The 15682-nt window shown below is 65.8% G+C and carries 12 protein-coding genes and 1 pseudogene; 10 read left to right on the forward strand and 3 right to left on the reverse strand.

The genetic code is table 11. The annotated features are described in order from the left end of the window. The first annotated feature begins 134 nt into the window (after positions 1-134). The 8 genes and pseudogenes from EQZ23_RS16645 to tatC all read left to right on the forward strand — a co-directional run bounded on the left by EQZ23_RS16645 (position 135) and on the right by tatC (position 11235). Positions 135-2174, forward strand: coding sequence for an autotransporter assembly complex family protein (locus EQZ23_RS16645; RefSeq protein ID WP_128455496.1), 2040 nt, complete (start codon positions 135-137; stop codon positions 2172-2174). A 74-nt stretch (positions 2175-2248) separates the two neighbouring features. Beyond that, positions 2249-6328, forward strand: a complete 4080-nt coding sequence (locus EQZ23_RS16650) for a translocation/assembly module TamB domain-containing protein (protein WP_128455653.1) — start codon at positions 2249-2251, stop codon at positions 6326-6328. Positions 6329-6337: 9 nt separating this feature from the next. Then, entirely contained in the window at positions 6338-7339 is a 1002-nt protein-coding gene (locus EQZ23_RS16655; protein ID WP_128455497.1) for a glycoside hydrolase family 3 N-terminal domain-containing protein, read from the forward strand. 799 nt (positions 7340-8138) lie between these two features. Continuing rightward, the gene (locus tag EQZ23_RS16660; RefSeq protein WP_128455498.1) at positions 8139-8876 is read left to right on the forward strand and encodes a ScpA family protein; all 738 of its coding nucleotides are present in this window, start codon (positions 8139-8141) and stop codon (positions 8874-8876) included. Then, positions 8873-9475 carry an SMC-Scp complex subunit ScpB gene (gene scpB / locus EQZ23_RS16665; RefSeq protein WP_128455499.1) on the forward strand — a complete coding sequence of 201 codons (603 nt, stop codon included), beginning with the start codon at positions 8873-8875 and terminating at the stop codon, positions 9473-9475. Before EQZ23_RS16660 ends, scpB begins: the two co-directional genes overlap by 4 nt. A 35-nt stretch (positions 9476-9510) precedes the next feature. After that, positions 9511-9756, forward strand: coding sequence for a twin-arginine translocase TatA/TatE family subunit (locus EQZ23_RS16670; protein ID WP_128455500.1), 246 nt, complete (start codon positions 9511-9513; stop codon positions 9754-9756). A gap of 53 nt (positions 9757-9809) precedes the next feature. Beyond that, a pseudogene (gene tatB, locus EQZ23_RS20365) lies at positions 9810-10040 on the forward strand (Sec-independent protein translocase protein TatB); the annotation flags it as partial. Positions 10041-10452: 412 nt separating this feature from the next. Further along, a complete protein-coding gene (tatC, locus tag EQZ23_RS16680; RefSeq protein ID WP_128455502.1) occupies positions 10453-11235 on the forward strand; it encodes a twin-arginine translocase subunit TatC in 783 nt (260 codons plus the stop codon). A 78-nt stretch (positions 11236-11313) separates the two neighbouring features. On the opposite strand, the gene EQZ23_RS16685 is transcribed toward tatC, so the two are convergent. From EQZ23_RS16685 to EQZ23_RS20510, 3 genes are all read right to left on the reverse strand, one after another. Next, the gene (locus tag EQZ23_RS16685; protein WP_128455503.1) at positions 11314-11448 is read right to left on the reverse strand and encodes an entericidin A/B family lipoprotein; all 135 of its coding nucleotides are present in this window, start codon (positions 11446-11448) and stop codon (positions 11314-11316) included. Between the two features lie 343 nt (positions 11449-11791). After that, positions 11792-13333: a histidine kinase dimerization/phosphoacceptor domain -containing protein gene (locus tag EQZ23_RS16690; RefSeq protein ID WP_206364302.1), complete on the reverse strand. Its 1542-nt coding sequence runs from the start codon at positions 13331-13333 to the stop codon at positions 11792-11794. A gap of 83 nt (positions 13334-13416) precedes the next feature. Beyond that, on the reverse strand, positions 13417-13551 hold the full coding sequence (locus EQZ23_RS20510; protein WP_276318485.1) for a NepR family anti-sigma factor: 135 nt from the start codon (positions 13549-13551) through the stop codon (positions 13417-13419). Positions 13552-13881: 330 nt separating this feature from the next. Here EQZ23_RS20510 and EQZ23_RS16695 point away from each other — a divergent pair, with 330 nt between their 5' ends. Continuing rightward, on the forward strand, positions 13882-14685 hold the full coding sequence (locus EQZ23_RS16695) for a response regulator (protein WP_128455504.1): 804 nt from the start codon (positions 13882-13884) through the stop codon (positions 14683-14685). Between the two features lie 306 nt (positions 14686-14991). Beyond that, on the forward strand, positions 14992-15645 hold the full coding sequence (locus tag EQZ23_RS16700) for a sigma-70 family RNA polymerase sigma factor (protein WP_128455505.1): 654 nt from the start codon (positions 14992-14994) through the stop codon (positions 15643-15645). Positions 15646-15682: the final 37 nt, after the last annotated feature.

A 15682-nucleotide genomic window follows, 5' to 3' on the forward strand; every position in this document is an offset into this window, starting at 1 on the left:
GGCCGTCGGATGCCAGTCGCGGGTAATGCGCGATGCCCGCCGCACGCCACCCAGTTTTTGCGCCCGGACGAAACGTGGCGGAAATACGGCGTTACATACTGTTCCGCAACGACAAGCCCGGCTAGGAGCCGGACATGGTGTTCCGCGTCGGGCGAGCCGGGCCGGCCGCCGTCCTTTTCGTTCTGACGACAGCCGGGGCAATCGTCTCCGGCGCGGAAGCGCAGACTGCGCCCGATCCTGCCCAGACTCCGCCGGCCGCCGGGCGGACCCCGCCGGCTGTTGCTGCACAGCCTGCGCCAGGTCCGCTGGCGAGCCCGACCGCGGATACGCCCGTGTCGCTCGATCCCAATTCGCCGCTCGCCGCGATGCCCGATATCGGGGTCGGCTGGCCCGATCTCGCGACCTCGCCGATGGATCCGGCCGCTACGATCGCGGCCGTCGATGCCAATGCGGAAAGCCGGTATGCATGGCGGATCGATGGGATCGACGGAATCAACGACACGCTGCTGCGGCAGCGGTTCGCCGCGCTGTCGACGCTCGACGCGAACGATCATCTGGCCGCCAACGCCGCCCAGCTCGATCGCCGCGCCCGCGAAGACGCCGACCTGCTCAACAGCCTGCTCCGCGCGGAGGGCTATTACGACGCCAACGTCGTCACCCGTGTCGAGCCCGGCGCCAAGCCGATGGTCGTGGTGTCGGCGACCCCCGGCACGCTCTACACATTCAAGGGCGTGACGATCGACGGCATCGCCGCGGCGGGCGACAAGGCGCCGGGCCTCGTGACCGCGTTCGGCGTAAAGCCCGAAGACCCGGTCAATTCCGATGCGATCGTCGCAGGGCAAGCCAAGCTCACCACGCAGATCGGCCGCGAAGGCTTTCCGTTCGCCAAGGTCGGCGATCCCGCGATCGTCGTCGATCACGCCACCCGCACCGCGACGCTCGACCTGTCGGTGCAGCCGGGCGGCGCGCGCAAATTCGGGCAGATCGTCGCGCTGCCCGGCAACCGGGTGTTCGATGCCGATCACGTCGCGGAGATCGCGCGCTTTTCACCGGGCGACCAGTATGACGCGGCCAAGCTCGATGATCTCCGCCGCGCGCTGATCCAGACCAGCCTCGTATCCGCGGTCGACCTGAAGCCCGTGCAGGGCGCGACGCCCGACACGGTCGATGTCGCGGTGAAGCTCGATCGGGCGCCGCCGCATACCGTCGCGGGCGAACTCGGCTATGGCACGGGCGAGGGCGCGCGCGCGGAAATCAGCTGGACGCACCGCAATCTGTTCCCGCCCGAGGGTGCGCTGACGCTGCGCAGCGTGCTGGGGACGCAGGAGCAGCTTGGCTCGATCGTGTTCCGCCGCAACAATTTCCAGGCGCGCGACCGCGTCCTGACGCTGCAGGCCTCCGCGGTGCACACCAATCGCGACGCGTATGACGCAAAGACCTTCACGCTGGCGGGTACGCTCGAACGCCAGACCAACATCTTCTTCCAGAAGACCTGGACGTGGTCGCTCGGCGCCGAACTGATCGCGTCGGACGAGCGCGACGTGATCGTGTCGACAGGCGCGCCGCGGCGGCGGACGTTCTTCATCGGCGCGCTGCCGACCAGTCTCAACTATGACGGCTCCGACGACCTGCTGAACCCGACCAAGGGGTTCCGGCTTGGTGGGCGGCTCAGCCCCGAAGTGTCGTTGCAGGGCTCCGTGTTCGGCTACGCGCGCACGCAGTTCGATGGAAGCGTGTACCAGCCGATCGGTGGCAAGGTGGTGCTTGCCGCGCGCACCCGGCTCGGCACGATCGTCGGCGCACCACGCGATCAGGTGGCGCCGTCACGGCGGTTCTACGCCGGCGGCGGCGCGTCGGTACGCGGCTATGGCTATCAGTCGATCGGCCCGCGCGATCCCAACAACGACCCGATCGGCGGCCGCAGCCTGACCGAATTCTCGATCGAGGCGCGGGTGAAGGCGTTCGGCAATTTCGGGATCGTGCCGTTCCTCGACGCGGGCAACATCTACACCTCGCCGCTGCCGAAATTCACCGGGCTGCAATACGGCACCGGGATCGGCGTGCGCTATTATTCGAATTTCGGGCCGATCCGCCTCGACGTCGGCACGCCGATCAACCCGCAGCCGGGCGACAGCCGCATCGCCGTGTACGTATCGCTGGGGCAGGCGTTTTGAGCGAGGACACCGGGCTTCAGACGCCGCCGCCGAAGCGCCGTATCGCGTGGTGGCGCTGGATCGTCAGCGCGGTCATGGCGCTGCTGGTGATCCTCGGCACGGCGTTGCTGATCGTCGACACCGGCATCGGCCACCGCTTCGTCGCCGACCGGATCGCGGCGATCAGGACCGCCAACGGGTTGCGCTTCACGGTTGGGCGGATCGATGGTTCGTTGTACGGCGATACGCGGCTGGTCGACCTGCGCGTGTACGATCTGGAGGGGCTCGTCTTCCAGGCGCCCAACGTCTCCCTCGACTGGTCGCCGTTCGACTGGTTCTCGGGCCGGCTCGAGATTCAGCGGCTGATCGTCGATCGCGCGATCCTGACGCACACGCCGCGCACCCGTCCGTCGAAGACTCGCGGGCCCATCTTGCCCGATTTCGATATCCATATCGGCGAATTGTCGGTCGGCCGGCTGACGCTGGCGAAACGCGTGCTGGGAACGCAGCGGATCGCGCAACTCAGTGGGCGTGCGGACATTCGTGCGGGCCGCGCGCTGGTCGACCTGAAGGCGCGGGTTGCCGGCAGCGACGACCTGAAGCTGCGGATCGACGCCGAACCGGCGCGCGATCGCTTCGATATCGACGTGGCGGCGCGCGGTGCGGCGAACGGCGTGCTCGCGCGGATGGTCAAGGCGAAGGGGCCGGTCGCGCTGGCGGTGACCGGCGACGGCAGCTGGGCGAAGTGGAATGGCCGCGCGAACGGGATGATCGGGGCGACCCGCGTCGTCGATCTGGCGCTTGCGCAGGTTGCCGGGCGCTACACGCTGTCGGGCACGCTCGCGCCGTCGTCGCTGCTCAAGGGGCGGCTGCAAAAGCTGACCGCGCCGCGCGTGCTCGTCAACGGCAGCGCGGGGTTCGCCAACCGCCGGCTGGAGGGGCAACTCTCGTTGCGCACGCCGGCGCTCGCGGTCGACACGACCGGCATCATCGATCTCGGCGCCAACGCGTACCGCAACGTGCGGATCAAGGCGCGACTGCTGCGTCCGCCCGCGCTGTTCGGCAACATGACCGGCAACATGGTCGAACTCCGCGCCATCCTCGACGGGCCGTTCGCGACCGCGGCGTTCGACTACCGCCTCGACGCGAGCCGGCTGGCGTTCGACCAGACCGGGTTCGAGAACGCGCACGCCGCCGGCAAGGGGCGTCTGTCCGCAGCACCGGTCAGCGTCCCGATCCGTTTCACGGCGGCGCGCGTCACCGGAGTCGGCACGGTCGCGGGCGGAATCCTGCGCAACCTGTCGGTCGACGGGCTGCTCCGCGTGACGCCGACGCTGCTGACCGGCGACGCGCTGAAGCTCCGGTCCGACAAGCTCACCGGCAGCATCAATCTGGTCGTCGACCTGCGCAACGGGCAGTTCGAGGTCGGTATCAACGGGGGGCTTGGGCGCTATTTGATCCCCGGGCTCGGCATCGTCGACGTGAAATCGATCCTTCGCGTCGTGCCAGGCCCGAACCGCAAGGGTACGCGCGTGATCGGGCAGGGCAGCGCGCAGATGGTGCGGCTCGACAACGCCTTCTTCCGCAGCCTGGCGGGCGGCTTGCCGCGGATCACGGCCAACCTCGAACGCACCACCGACGGCGTGCTGCACTTCACCAACCTCGTGCTGACCGCGCCGCAGATCCGGCTGACCGGCAACGGCTATCGGCGGCGCGACGGGACCTTCCATTTCGAGGGGGGCGGTCGCCAGCAGACCTATGGCCCGGTGACGCTGAAACTCGACGGGCAGATCGAAAAGCCGACGCTCGACCTCGTCTTCGCCAGCCCCAATGCGACGCTCGGGCTGTCGAACGTCCGCGCGCATCTCGATCCGACGCCGCAGGGGTTCGCGTTCACCGCGGCAGGCGGATCGCGGCTCGGGCCGTTCACGACCAACGGCGCGATCCTGTTGCCGCCGGGCGCGGGCGCGACGATCGCGATCGCCGCGCTAAACGTCGCGGGCACGCGGGCGAACGGCAATATCGCGGTGGTCGACGGCGGCTTCAACGGCCGCCTCGCAGTCGCGGGCGGCGGCGTGACGGGCGAACTGCTGTTCCGCCCGGTCGGCACGATCCAGCGCATCGAGGGCCACCTCGCCGCCAAGGCCGCGACGCTGGACACCGTCACGCTGCGCCAGGGCAAGCTCGATTTCGTGACGTTGCTGGACCCCGCCGGCACGTCGATCGAGGCGACCGCGACTGGCCTCGGCCTGCGTCGCGGTGCGCTCAGTCTTGCGCGGTTCAACGGTTCGGCCTCGCTGCGCGGCGGCGTCGGCACGATCAAGGCGTCGATTGCCGGCTCGCGCGGCCGCGCCTTCGACATCCAGAGCGTGACGCAGGTCACCGCCAACAGCTATGCGATTTCCGCGCAAGGCACACTCGACAACCGTCCGCTCAAGCTGCTGACGCCGGCCGTGATTACCCAGGCGGAGGACGGCTGGCACCTCGCGCCGACCAAGCTAAGCTTCGGCGGCGGCGAGGCGCAGGTCGGTGGCCTGTTCACCGGCACCACGACCGCGATCGACGCCAGCCTGACGCGGATGCCGCTCGCGCTGCTCGACATCGGCTATCCCGGTCTCGGCCTGAGCGGTTCGGCGTCAGGTCGCTTCAACGTCGCCACTGCGAACGGCGCCGCGCCGACCGGCAAGGCCGACCTCACGATCCGGGGCCTCGCCCGCGCCGGCCTCGTCCTGTCATCGCGCCCGATCGACGTCGGCGTCGCGGCGGTGCTCTCGCCCACCAAGCTCGGCCTGCGCGCGGTGATCGCGTCGGGCGGCAAGACGATCGGCCGCGCCCAGGCGCAACTCGCCCCGCTCGGGCAGGGCGATCTGGCCTCCCGCATCACCAACGCCCGCCTGTTCGGGCAACTCCGCTACAGCGGCCCGGCCGATACGCTCTGGCGGCTGACCGGCGTCGAGCTGTTCGATCTGTCCGGCCCGGTCGCGATCGGGGCGGACGTCGTCGGCACGCTCGCCAACCCGACCTTGCGCGGCGTCGTCCAGGCGAACGGCGCGCGGATCGAGAGCGCGACCACCGGCACCGTCCTCACCAACGTCCAGGCAACCGGCCGCTTCGGCGGATCGCGCCTCGTAATCGACCGGTTCGGCGCGGATGCGGGAAAGGGCGGCCGCGTCACCGGCGCCGGCCAGTTCGAATTCGCCGCCGCCAACGGCCTCGGTCTCGACCTGACCTTGCAGGCCGACAAGGCGGTGATGATCAACCGCGACGATATCGGCGCCACCGTCACCGGCCCGCTGACGTTCAAGTCGAACGGGTTGGGCGGCACGATCGCGGGCGACGTGGTGCTCGACAAGAGCCGCTACCGCCTCGGCCAAGCGACTGCGGCCAGCGCGGTGCCGCAGCTCAACATCCGCGAGATCAACCTGCCCGAAGGCGGAGAAGAAACCGCGCGACCCACCACGCCGTGGACGCTGGCGATCAAGGCGCGTGCTCCCAATCAGGTCATGGTCAGCGGCCTCGGCCTGACCAGCGAATGGTCCGCCGGACTCCAGATCGCGGGTGCGCCCGACAACCCGGCGATCACCGGCCGTGCAACGCTGATCCGCGGCGATTACGAGTTTGCGGGGCGCCAGTTCGAATTGTCGCGCGGCGTGATCCGCTTCGACGGCGGCGTGCCCGCCAACCCCGCGCTCGATATCGAGGCGAATGCCGATTCGACCGGGCTCAGCGCGTCGATCCGCGTCACCGGCTATGCGCTAAAACCCGAGATCGGCTTCACCAGTACGCCCGCGCTGCCCGAGGACGAACTCCTCTCGCGGCTGTTGTTCGGCACCTCGATCACCAATTTGTCAGCGCCCGAGGCGTTGCAGTTGGCGGCGGCGGTGGCGGCGTTGCAGGGTGGCGGCAGCGGCCTCAATCCGATCAACGCGGTGCGCCGAGCGGCCGGGCTCGACCGCCTGCGCATCCTGCCCGCCGACCCACAGACCGGGCAGGGTACCTCGATCGCCGCGGGCAAATACGTCACGCGGCGGCTGTACGCGGAGATCGTCACCGACGGGCAGGGCTATTCCGCGACGCAAGTCGAGTTCCAGGTCACGCGCTGGCTGTCGCTGTTGTCGAGCATCTCGACGCTCGGCCGGCAGAGCGCCAACGTCCGCGTGTCGAAAGATTATTGAGGTCCTATCATGAAGCCCGTCATCTTCGGCCTGTCCGGCCCCGTCCTCACGCCCCAGGCACGCGCGTTCTTCGCCGAGTGCGAGCCCGCCGGCTACATCCTGTTCAAGCGCAACATCGTCGACCGCGCGCAGGTCCGTGCACTGACCGACTCGCTCCGCGCGCTGGCCGGCCGCGACGATCTGGCGATCCTCATCGATCAGGAAGGCGGTCGCGTCGCGCGGATGGGCCCGCCCGAATGGCCGGCGTTCCCCGCGGGCCCGGTGTTCGACGCGGCGTACGAGCGCGCGCCGATGACCGCGATCCAGGCGGCCCGCGCGAACGGCCAAGCGCTGGGCGTGATGCTCAGCGAGGTGGGCATCACCGTCGACTGCGCCCCGCTGCTCGACGTCGCGCAACCCGACACCACCGAGGCGGTCGCCTGCCGCACGTTCGGCTCGGACCCGATGCGGGTCGCAGCACTCGGCCGGGCGACGCTGGAGGGTCTCGCCGAGGGCGGCGTCGTCGGCATTGTCAAGCACATGCCGGGCCACGGCCGCGCCAAGCTCGACACGCACCACCACCTCCCGACCGTCACCGCGACCGATGCCGAACTGGACATCGACATCGAACCGTTTCGCACGCTCAACCAGGCGCCGATGGGCATGACCTCGCACATCGTCTTCGACGCCTGGGACCCCGACCGCCCCGCGACGCTGTCACGAATCGTGATCGACCGGATCATCCGCCAGCGGATCGGCTTCGACGGCCTGTTGATGACCGACGACATCGACATGAAGGCGCTGTCCGGCACCGCCGGCGACAAGGCGGCGGGTGCGATCGAGGCCGGCTGCGACATCGTCCTCGACTGCTGGGCCCGCATGGACGAGATGATCGAAATCGCCGGCCGCCTGGGGGAAATTTCCGACTCGTCGCGGGGGCGGCTCGATCGGGCTATGGCGTCGGTCGGACAAACCAAGGGCGACTTCGCCGACCTGATAGCCACGCGGGACGCGCTGCTGGAGCGTGCCTGACAGAAAACATGCGGGCATTGATGCCTGATGCAAAAATCAATAGTTTTGCATCAATCAAGTTGATTCCGCAGCCTGCCAATCTGGGGTATCGCCGCATTGTCGCTTAAGACCGTGTAGTCAAAAGGCTTCTCTAGGGGTCATGCAACATGTTATTCGCTCTACTGCTCGCGTCAGTGACCCCTAACAAATCCCTGATTAGCTTGGGGGTCTCTGAAGACCGCTCAACAATATACTCTGAGGGAAACGGAACGCCGATCTCGATTAAATGGCGAGATCGTCCTGTAGCTATTAAGGCAAGATTACCTAGTACGAAGACAGGTGTTGGATACGGGCATCTTGTGTGCTCTGGATTGAAGGCTGATGGCCGTCTAGTAGGCTGCAAAATCCTTGCTACTATGGTCAGAATGCCAACCGACCCCGACTTCCAGAAAGCTGCATTGACTTGGTCAGCACAGGTTCGAGCATCTCAAGAAACCGTAACCGCTGCTACGGCGACCATTAGATTTATTACAGTCGATCTTACACTGATCGCCCCCGGACCCACAACAAATAACAATATGGGGTGGGGAGTTTGCTTCCCTTTTTGTACTATCCACTTTAATTGACCATGATGCAAAAATCACGGGTTTCGCATTGATCCGAAAACGGCGGAAAACCGGGCCGCACGGCTATGCAGAAATCCGATGCGGAATAGGTCGCGGTACCGGATGTTCACTGGGCATAAGCGAGTGGCGCGAGTCTCTCGCCCGCCCTTCCTTTCACGGATGCCGAACCGCGGGCGATCCTGTATCTCGGCGTCATGGACGACGCCCAATTGACGCTGGATCTGGACGGGTGGGAGGGGCCGCTCGATCTGCTGTTGTCGCTCGCGCGGGGGCAGAAGGTGGATCTGCGGAAGATTTCGATCCTCGCGCTGGTCGAGCAGTATCTCGCTTATGTCGAGTCCGCGCGGGCGCTGAAGCTGGAACTGGCGGCGGATTATCTCGTGATGGCGGCGTGGCTGGCGTATCTGAAATCGGCGTTGTTGCTGCCACGCGATCCGCTTGCGGAGCCCGATCCCGAGGAGCTGGCGCTTCGGTTGCAGCTTCGGCTGGAGCGGTTGAGCGCGATGCGCGAGGCGGGGGCGCGCCTGATGGCGCGCGATCGGACCGGGCGCGACGTGTTCGCGCGGGGGGCGCCTGAAGGGCTGCGGACGGTGCGCAAGGCGGCGTGGCAGGCGGAGATCTTCGACCTGATCGCCGCGTATGGCCGCATCTCGGCGCGGACCCGGCCGGTGATGCATGTCGTTGCCGACCGCGAGGTGATGACCCTGGAGGCGGCGCTTGAGCGTGTGTCTATGCTGGTCGGCGAGCGGATCGACTGGAGCGTGATCGAGAGCTTCCTTCCCGATGCGACCATGTTGCAAGACGGCGAGCGGCTGCGGCGATCGGCGCTGGCGTCGAGCTTCGTTGCGGCGCTCGAACTCGCGCGGCAGGGGAGGATCGAACTGCGGCAGGCATCGCCGTTCGCGCCGCTCTATCTGAGGGCGCGCGCATGACCCCGCCGGACGACTTCGTGCGGGCCGTCGAGGCGGTGCTGTTCGCGGCCGAAGCCCCGCTGACGATCGACGCGATCCGCGCGCATGTCGGGGCGGGCGACGTGAAGTCCGCGCTCGAGACGCTGACCGCGAATTACGCCGGGCGCGGGATCGGCATCGTCCGGCGGGGCGACCGCTGGCAGTTCCAGACCGCGGCGGACATGGCGCACATGCTCCGGCGCGATCGCGAGGAGCCGCGCAAGCTCAGTCGCGCAGGGATCGAGACGCTGGCGATCATCGCCTATCACGAGCCGGTGACGCGCGCGGAGATCGAGGCGATTCGCGGGGTGCAGATCTCGAAGGGGACGCTCGACGTGCTGATGGAGGCGGGCTGGGTGAAACCGGCGGGGCGGCGCGAGGTGCCGGGGCGGCCACTGATGTTCGCCACCAGCCGTGAATTTCTCGTCCATTTCGGGCTGGCCAGCCGCCGCGACCTGCCCGGGATCGACGATCTGCGCGCCGCCGGGCTGCTGGATCCGGTCGATCTAGCCTTCGATCGGCTCGAAGATAGCGAAGATGGCGGCGAAGATGGTGCAATCTCTGGCATTGAGGCGGGATGAGCCTTAGATAGGGTCCAGTTTTCAGGAGAATGGCCATGGGCGGTTTTAGCCCGATTCACTTGCTCGTCCTCGCGGTTGTCGCGATCCTCCTTCTTGGCGGCGGTCGTTTTTCCAGTCTGATGGGTGACGTCGCCAAGGGCGTGAAGAACTTCAAGAAGGGCATGGCCGAGCCCGACGACGAGACGGCGGCCAAGCCTTCGGCGCGGATCGAAGCGCAGAAGTCGGCCGATCCCGCGTTCGATCGCGACGGCAATCGCGTCCGCGACGACCGTCCTGCCTGAAGCAATCGTGCTTGAAGTTGGCAGAGTTGAAGACCCTAGATAGGCGCGGCTGAATGTTCGATATCGCGCCCTCCGAGTTCCTGCTCGTGGCATTCGTCGCGCTCGTCGTGATCGGTCCGAAGGATTTGCCCAAGGCGATGCGCGTGGTCGGCTATTGGGTCGGCAAGGCGCGCGGCGTCGCGCGGCAATTCCGCTCGGGTTTCGATTCGATGGTGCGCGAAGCCGAACTCGAAGAGATGGAAAAGCGCTGGGCGTCGGAAAACGAACGCATCATGCGCGAGCATCCCCAGACGGGTCCGGACGGCGCGGCCGATACCGCTCAGGTCGTCCATTCGCCGGAGACCGACGAGTATCGCCGCGACTATCGGTCTGCGGATGATGCGGACGGAGATCAAGCGGCCAGAGATCATGCGGCCGGCGATCATACGGCTGTCGATCATACGGCTGGCGATCATACGGACGAACCGGTGATGGTCGAGAAGCCGGTGGTCGCCGCCGCTCCGCCAACGGTATCGCCGACGCCCGCCGTTGCGGAGCAGAAGTCGATCGGTCACCACGCCCCGGACCTGTTCGATACCCCGTTGGATACGCCGGCCTCGACCGCTCCTCACCCCGAAGACAAGACCGGCAAGTCCGACGTGGCGCCGTCATGAGCGAACCGGCCGTGATCGCCCTACATAACGCCGAAAGCAGACCATGAGCGAGATCGACGCAAGCCGGGCGCCGTTGCTCGACCATCTGATCGAGTTGCGGCGGCGGCTGCTATATTGCATCGCCGCGCTGATCGTGACGTTCGGGATCGCGATGTATTTTGCCGAGGATATCTTCGGCTTCCTCGTGCACCCGCTGCTCGCGGCGGGGCAGAACAAGGTCATCTATACCGAGATCTTCGAGGCGTTCTTTGTCCAGATCAAGGTGGCGTTCTTCGCGGCGATGATGCTATCGTTCCCGGTGATTGCGAACCAGCTTTGGCAGTTCGTCGCGCCGGGCCTCTACAAGAAGGAGAAGCGCGCGCTCCTGCCGTTCATCCTCGCGACGCCGGTGCTGTTCCTGACCGGCGCATCGATGGCCTATTACATCGCGATCCCGATGGCGCTGCACTTCCTGCTCGGGTTCGACGGCATGGTCGGCGGCATCCACCGCGAGGCGCTGCCGGCGATCGGCAATTATCTGTCGTTCACCATGCAGTTCTTGTTCGGCTTCGGGATCTCGTTCCTGCTGCCGGTGCTGCTGATGCTGCTGGAGCGGGCGGGGATCGTCACGCGCAAGCAGCTGATCGGTGCGCGGCGCTACGCGATCGTCGCGGCGTTCGCGATCGCCGCGGTGCTGACGCCACCGGATATCGGATCGCAGCTGTTGCTCGCGATCCCGCTGGTCATCCTGTACGAACTCGCGCTGATCGGGATCTGGTTCACCGAGCGCAGCCGGGCGAAGGCCAAGGCCGTCGAGGGCGATTCGACCGATATCGTCGAGAGTTAAGAGCGCAGAAGGCCGATACGAAAACGGGGCCCGGTGCGTATGCACCGGGCCCCGTTCCATTACCAAAAGCGCGAAGGCTTACTTGGCGCCGTCTGCGGTATTCGCGACGGTCCTGCCTGCCGATGCGACGTCCTTGCCTGCACCCTCGACCGTGTTGCATGCCGAAACCATGAGCGCGCCTGCGACGACGACCAATCCAACCAACTTACGCATGATACTTCCTCCAAGAAGGGCTTGAATGCCACCGGAGGTGAAATGTTCGGGCGCGTCATTCGTTCCGACGCCGAAACCAGCAGCCCTGCGATTTGGGACGCTTAGCGCGCGTCCCATCCCTTGCGAACGATAAAGGCCCGGGAGCATCACCAGGGGGGGAGGGTGATGCTACCGGGCCTGTGTTCTGGATAGCGAGAGCGGGGGGGCATAAAGTCGCTATCCGAAGTATAGAACGGCGATGGCCGACGTCGGTTCCCGCGTTTTCTCAAGAATCTCGATTAAAATCCGAGTTTAATTTGAGTTGGTTAACATCGCGGCATGAAACGCTGCAGTATCGCCTGGGTCAGTCGCGGCCGGTGATGGCGACGGCGATCTCATAGGCTCCGACCAACGGGTCGTGGTGGAGCGGCGAGCGCAATTGGCGCGACAGACCCTCCATCACGCGCGCGTAGCGCGACGCGGCCTCGCGCAACGCATCGCTCTCGACCAGAGCGCGCGACACGACCCGCAACAGCGCGCGATCGGGCTTGTCGGCAAGCTTGTCGGCGGGCTTCACGACGATGCGGATCTGCGCGGCGGGATCGCACGTCATGGCGAGCTCGATCGTCTCGGTGACCAGGAAGGCGATAGCGACCGCGACGTCCTGGTTGACCAGATACGGGTCGACGTCGAGCGTGATACCGAAGCCATGCGAGCGATCCGAGGCGGTCGCGCGGATGTTGGCGGAAAGTTCGCCGATCATCGTCCTGAGGTTGAGCCCGCGGTTTTCCTCGAGCTCGGCGAAGTGGTTGCGGTGGACGACGGCCAGCGCATCGACGCGGCGCTGGATCGAGGAATAGGCCGCGGTCGCGTCGGCACTCGGCGCGCTGCGGGCGTGGAAGTTGATCAGGCTGGAGATGACCTGAAGGTTGTTCTTCACGCGGTGATGGACTTCGCGCGTCAGCTTGGTCTGGCGCACCAATCCCTCGGCCAGCCCGGCCTCGTGCAGAGCGACGGTGCGGCTGATCGCCTGGAACGTCTCGCCCAGCTCGCGGATCTCCTGGGCGGGCAAGGTGTGCACCGGGCCGAAATCAAGCTCCTCGCCGGGCGTGAAGGCCGCAACCGCGCCGCGCAGGCGACGCAGCGGGCGGATCAGCAGGCGATCGACGACGAACCACGCGATGCTCGCCGCGGCGATCCACATGAGCAACGGTAACAACATCGCGACGATCAGCGACGACGTGACGGGCGCGCTGCGGATGCTCGTGCGCAGGGCAAGGCCTGCGACGCCGAGTTCGGTCCGCATCGTCTCCATGCGATCGAGCGGGCGTTCGTCCGGGATCGTCTCGAGGTGAAGCGCATCCTCGTCGAGCACGATGGCGCTGCTGAAGGCCGACGCGCGGGTCGATGGTCGCCCGATCTTTTCGAGGAAGGGGCGGGGGAAATAGGCGCGGGCCGACGTATCGCCGCCTGGGCCGGAGATCGCGAGCAACAGGCCGGTGTCGGGAACGATCGCGGCGGCGATCGGCATGTCGTCCTGCCGCAGCGTGACCGGATTGGGCAACGGGACGCCGCACAGGACGTTGCCCTTGCGATCGGTGATGATGAAGCGGGTGCCGGCCGAGGACTGCTGCGCGAACACGCCTTGCGCGCGTGCGCAGCTGGGTGCGTCGGCGGGATCGGTGCCGAGCGCGGTCACCGCTACCCGCAATGCGGTCATGTCGCCGACGAGTTCGATCGCGATGGCGCGCGCGCTCTCGTTGGCGGTGACCCGCAATCGGGCGCGTGCCTCGGCGTCTGCGAGGCGCGTGGTCTGCAAGGTGGCGAAGACCGCGATCAGCGCCAGCGGCAGGAGTGCGGCGCTAATGATCAGGAACAGCTTGGCGCCAGTCGGCAGGCGACCCATCGCCGATATGAAACGGCGTTCGGCCAATGTGTCCGCCTGTGGTGTCTGATTCAATTCGGGTGGCGAGGCCATGAGGCCCGCGGTCAGTCTAGCTTGCCGAGCAGGTCGAGCAGATCGTCGGGGATAACCTCGTCAACGGTCTTCTGGTAAACCGAGCGCAGCGCCGAACCCATCTGTTGATCCTTGTTCTGGATCTTCTGGGGCTTCGTTGCAGGCACTGTCTTCTCCGTGTCGTGGCCCAAACTCAAAACTTCCCCCTGCACGACGCAAACCAATCAAATGACGATGAGTATGGCTGGACCCTCGGGCATCAGGCTGCACACTCGCGAAAAGATGCTCGTGAAACCAAATAGCATCTCGATAGTTCCACGTTCGACCGAAAAATCCGCATTCCCGCTTCATTCCGTCCGCTCGCCGGTCACTGATGCACCAGGGATGGACCGACCGGTAGCATTTTCGACGATGCCATTTTCGACCGATGCCATTGCAATGACGCGAGCCGCCCGACACATGGGGGGCCGCACAGGATCAGGGAGTATTCGTTACCCATGTCTTTAGGACAGCAACTCGCACCGCACCTTCCCTTCTTGCGGCGCTATGGCCGGGCCCTGACCGGCAGCCAGATGCATGGCGACAAATATGTGCGCGCGACCTTGGAAGCGATCGTGGCCGCGCCGGAAGAGTTTCCGCGCGACGTCGATCCGCGGCTCGGTCTGTACCGGATGTTCCAGGCGATCTGGAACTCGGCGAATTTCGACGAGGTCGGCGAAGAGGGTTTTGGCGAAGCCGAGGGTCATGAAGCGGTTGCACGTGCTCGTCTCGCACGGATGACGCCGCTGTCGCGCCAGGCCCTGCTGTTGACGGCGATGGAGGGCTTCACGCCCGAGGACGCCGCCTATCTGATCGAGGTCGACGCGAGCGAAATCGACGATCTCGTCGCCGATGCATTATCGGAAATCGAGAATCAAACCCGCGCCAAGGTCCTGATCATCGAGGACGAGCCGATCATCGCGATGGATATCGAGACGATCGTCCGCGATCTCGGCCATGACGTGACCGGCGTTGCGGTTACGCGCGACGAAGCGGTTGCGCTGGCGATGGAAACGCGGCCCGGCCTCGTGCTCGCCGACATCCAGCTCGCCGACGACAGTTCGGGCATCGACGCGGTCAAGGACATCCTGGCCGAGTTCGAGGTTCCAGTGATCTTCATCACCGCCTTCCCCGAGCGCCTGCTGACCGGCGAACGTCCCGAGCCGACGTTCCTGATCACCAAGCCCTTCCAGCGCTCGACCGTCAAGGCCGCGATCAGCCAGGCGTTGTTCTTCGATCAGGCGACCGTTCCGACCGCTTGATCGGCGCCGTAAAATCGGGTCCGTTTTCGCCAGACGGTTACGGACCCAAAACGGTTCTCGAGGGTTTAAGGGTCATGGCTGATCCTAACGAACCGATCCATATCGAGACCGATGACGCGAGAGCGGGGTCCACCCCTCACATGACCCGATATATACTGGCGATCTCGCTGGTATTGGTCATCGTGATCTTCGGATTCCTTGTTCTCCGATAATCTGATTTTTGCGTAGGTCACTGGCAATGCTGGTAAGCCGCGTCTATGTCTGTCGCTCCGCTCGGCAGTTTTTATCGGGATTGATTGGATTGCCATGACCCAGCCTGCGCCGCGTGCAGACACCGACGAGGAGATCGACGAGGTCGTTGAACCGGTCGAGCATGTCTCGCTGTCTGATGCCGAGTTCAAGGTTCAGCTTGCTCAGGTGATCCCGCATCTTCGCGCTTTCGGCCGTTCGCTCTCGGGCAGCCGGGATCTTGCGGACGACCTCGTTCAGGAAACGCTGTTGAAGGCGTGGGCCGCGCGTCTGCGCTTCCAGGCTGGCACCAACATGCGCGCGTGGACCTTCATCATCCTCCGCAACTTGTATCTGTCGCAGATGCGTCGCGCGCGGTTCAAGGGCGAGTGGGACGATCTGGTCGCCGACCGGATCCTTGCGGCGCCCGCTAGCCAGGATCGTCACGTCGAGCTTGGCGACATGCAGCGTGCGCTGATGCATCTTCCTCAGCCGCAACGCGAGGCGCTGATCCTCGTGGGTGCCGGTGGTTTTGCGTATGAGGAAGCAGCCGAAATTTGTAGCGTGGCGGTCGGCACGATCAAAAGCCGTGTTGCACGAGGCCGTGTCGCGCTGGAAACGATTCTGACCGATGGCTCGTTGCCGTCGCGCCGCGATCACGAGACCGATACGAGCAAGACTGCGCTCGATTCAATCATGGGCGATGTCGAGGAACTCAGCCGAGGGCGGTGATCACCGGTTTGGGTTACCCTGTCGCACCCTCGGTGCG

This window comes from Sphingomonas sp. UV9 (assembly GCF_004101245.1).
In the GTDB taxonomy this organism is placed as follows: domain Bacteria; phylum Pseudomonadota; class Alphaproteobacteria; order Sphingomonadales; family Sphingomonadaceae; genus Sphingomonas.

Coding starts and splice junctions, on each gene's coding strand:
- EQZ23_RS16645 (WP_128455496.1), top strand. CDS start 135: ATGGTGTTCCGCGTCGGGCGAGCCGGGCCGGCCGCCGTCCTTTTCGTT.
- EQZ23_RS16650 (WP_128455653.1), top strand. CDS start 2,249: ATGGCGCTGCTGGTGATCCTCGGCACGGCGTTGCTGATCGTCGACACC.
- EQZ23_RS16655 (WP_128455497.1), top strand. CDS start 6,338: ATGAAGCCCGTCATCTTCGGCCTGTCCGGCCCCGTCCTCACGCCCCAG.
- EQZ23_RS16660 (WP_128455498.1), top strand. CDS start 8,139: ATGGACGACGCCCAATTGACGCTGGATCTGGACGGGTGGGAGGGGCCG.
- scpB (WP_128455499.1), top strand. CDS start 8,873: ATGACCCCGCCGGACGACTTCGTGCGGGCCGTCGAGGCGGTGCTGTTC.
- EQZ23_RS16670 (WP_128455500.1), top strand. CDS start 9,511: ATGGGCGGTTTTAGCCCGATTCACTTGCTCGTCCTCGCGGTTGTCGCG.
- tatC (WP_128455502.1), top strand. CDS start 10,453: ATGAGCGAGATCGACGCAAGCCGGGCGCCGTTGCTCGACCATCTGATC.
- EQZ23_RS16685 (WP_128455503.1), bottom strand. CDS start 11,448: ATGCGTAAGTTGGTTGGATTGGTCGTCGTCGCAGGCGCGCTCATGGTT.
- EQZ23_RS16690 (WP_206364302.1), bottom strand. CDS start 13,333: ATGGGTCGCCTGCCGACTGGCGCCAAGCTGTTCCTGATCATTAGCGCC.
- EQZ23_RS16695 (WP_128455504.1), top strand. CDS start 13,882: ATGTCTTTAGGACAGCAACTCGCACCGCACCTTCCCTTCTTGCGGCGC.
- EQZ23_RS16700 (WP_128455505.1), top strand. CDS start 14,992: ATGACCCAGCCTGCGCCGCGTGCAGACACCGACGAGGAGATCGACGAG.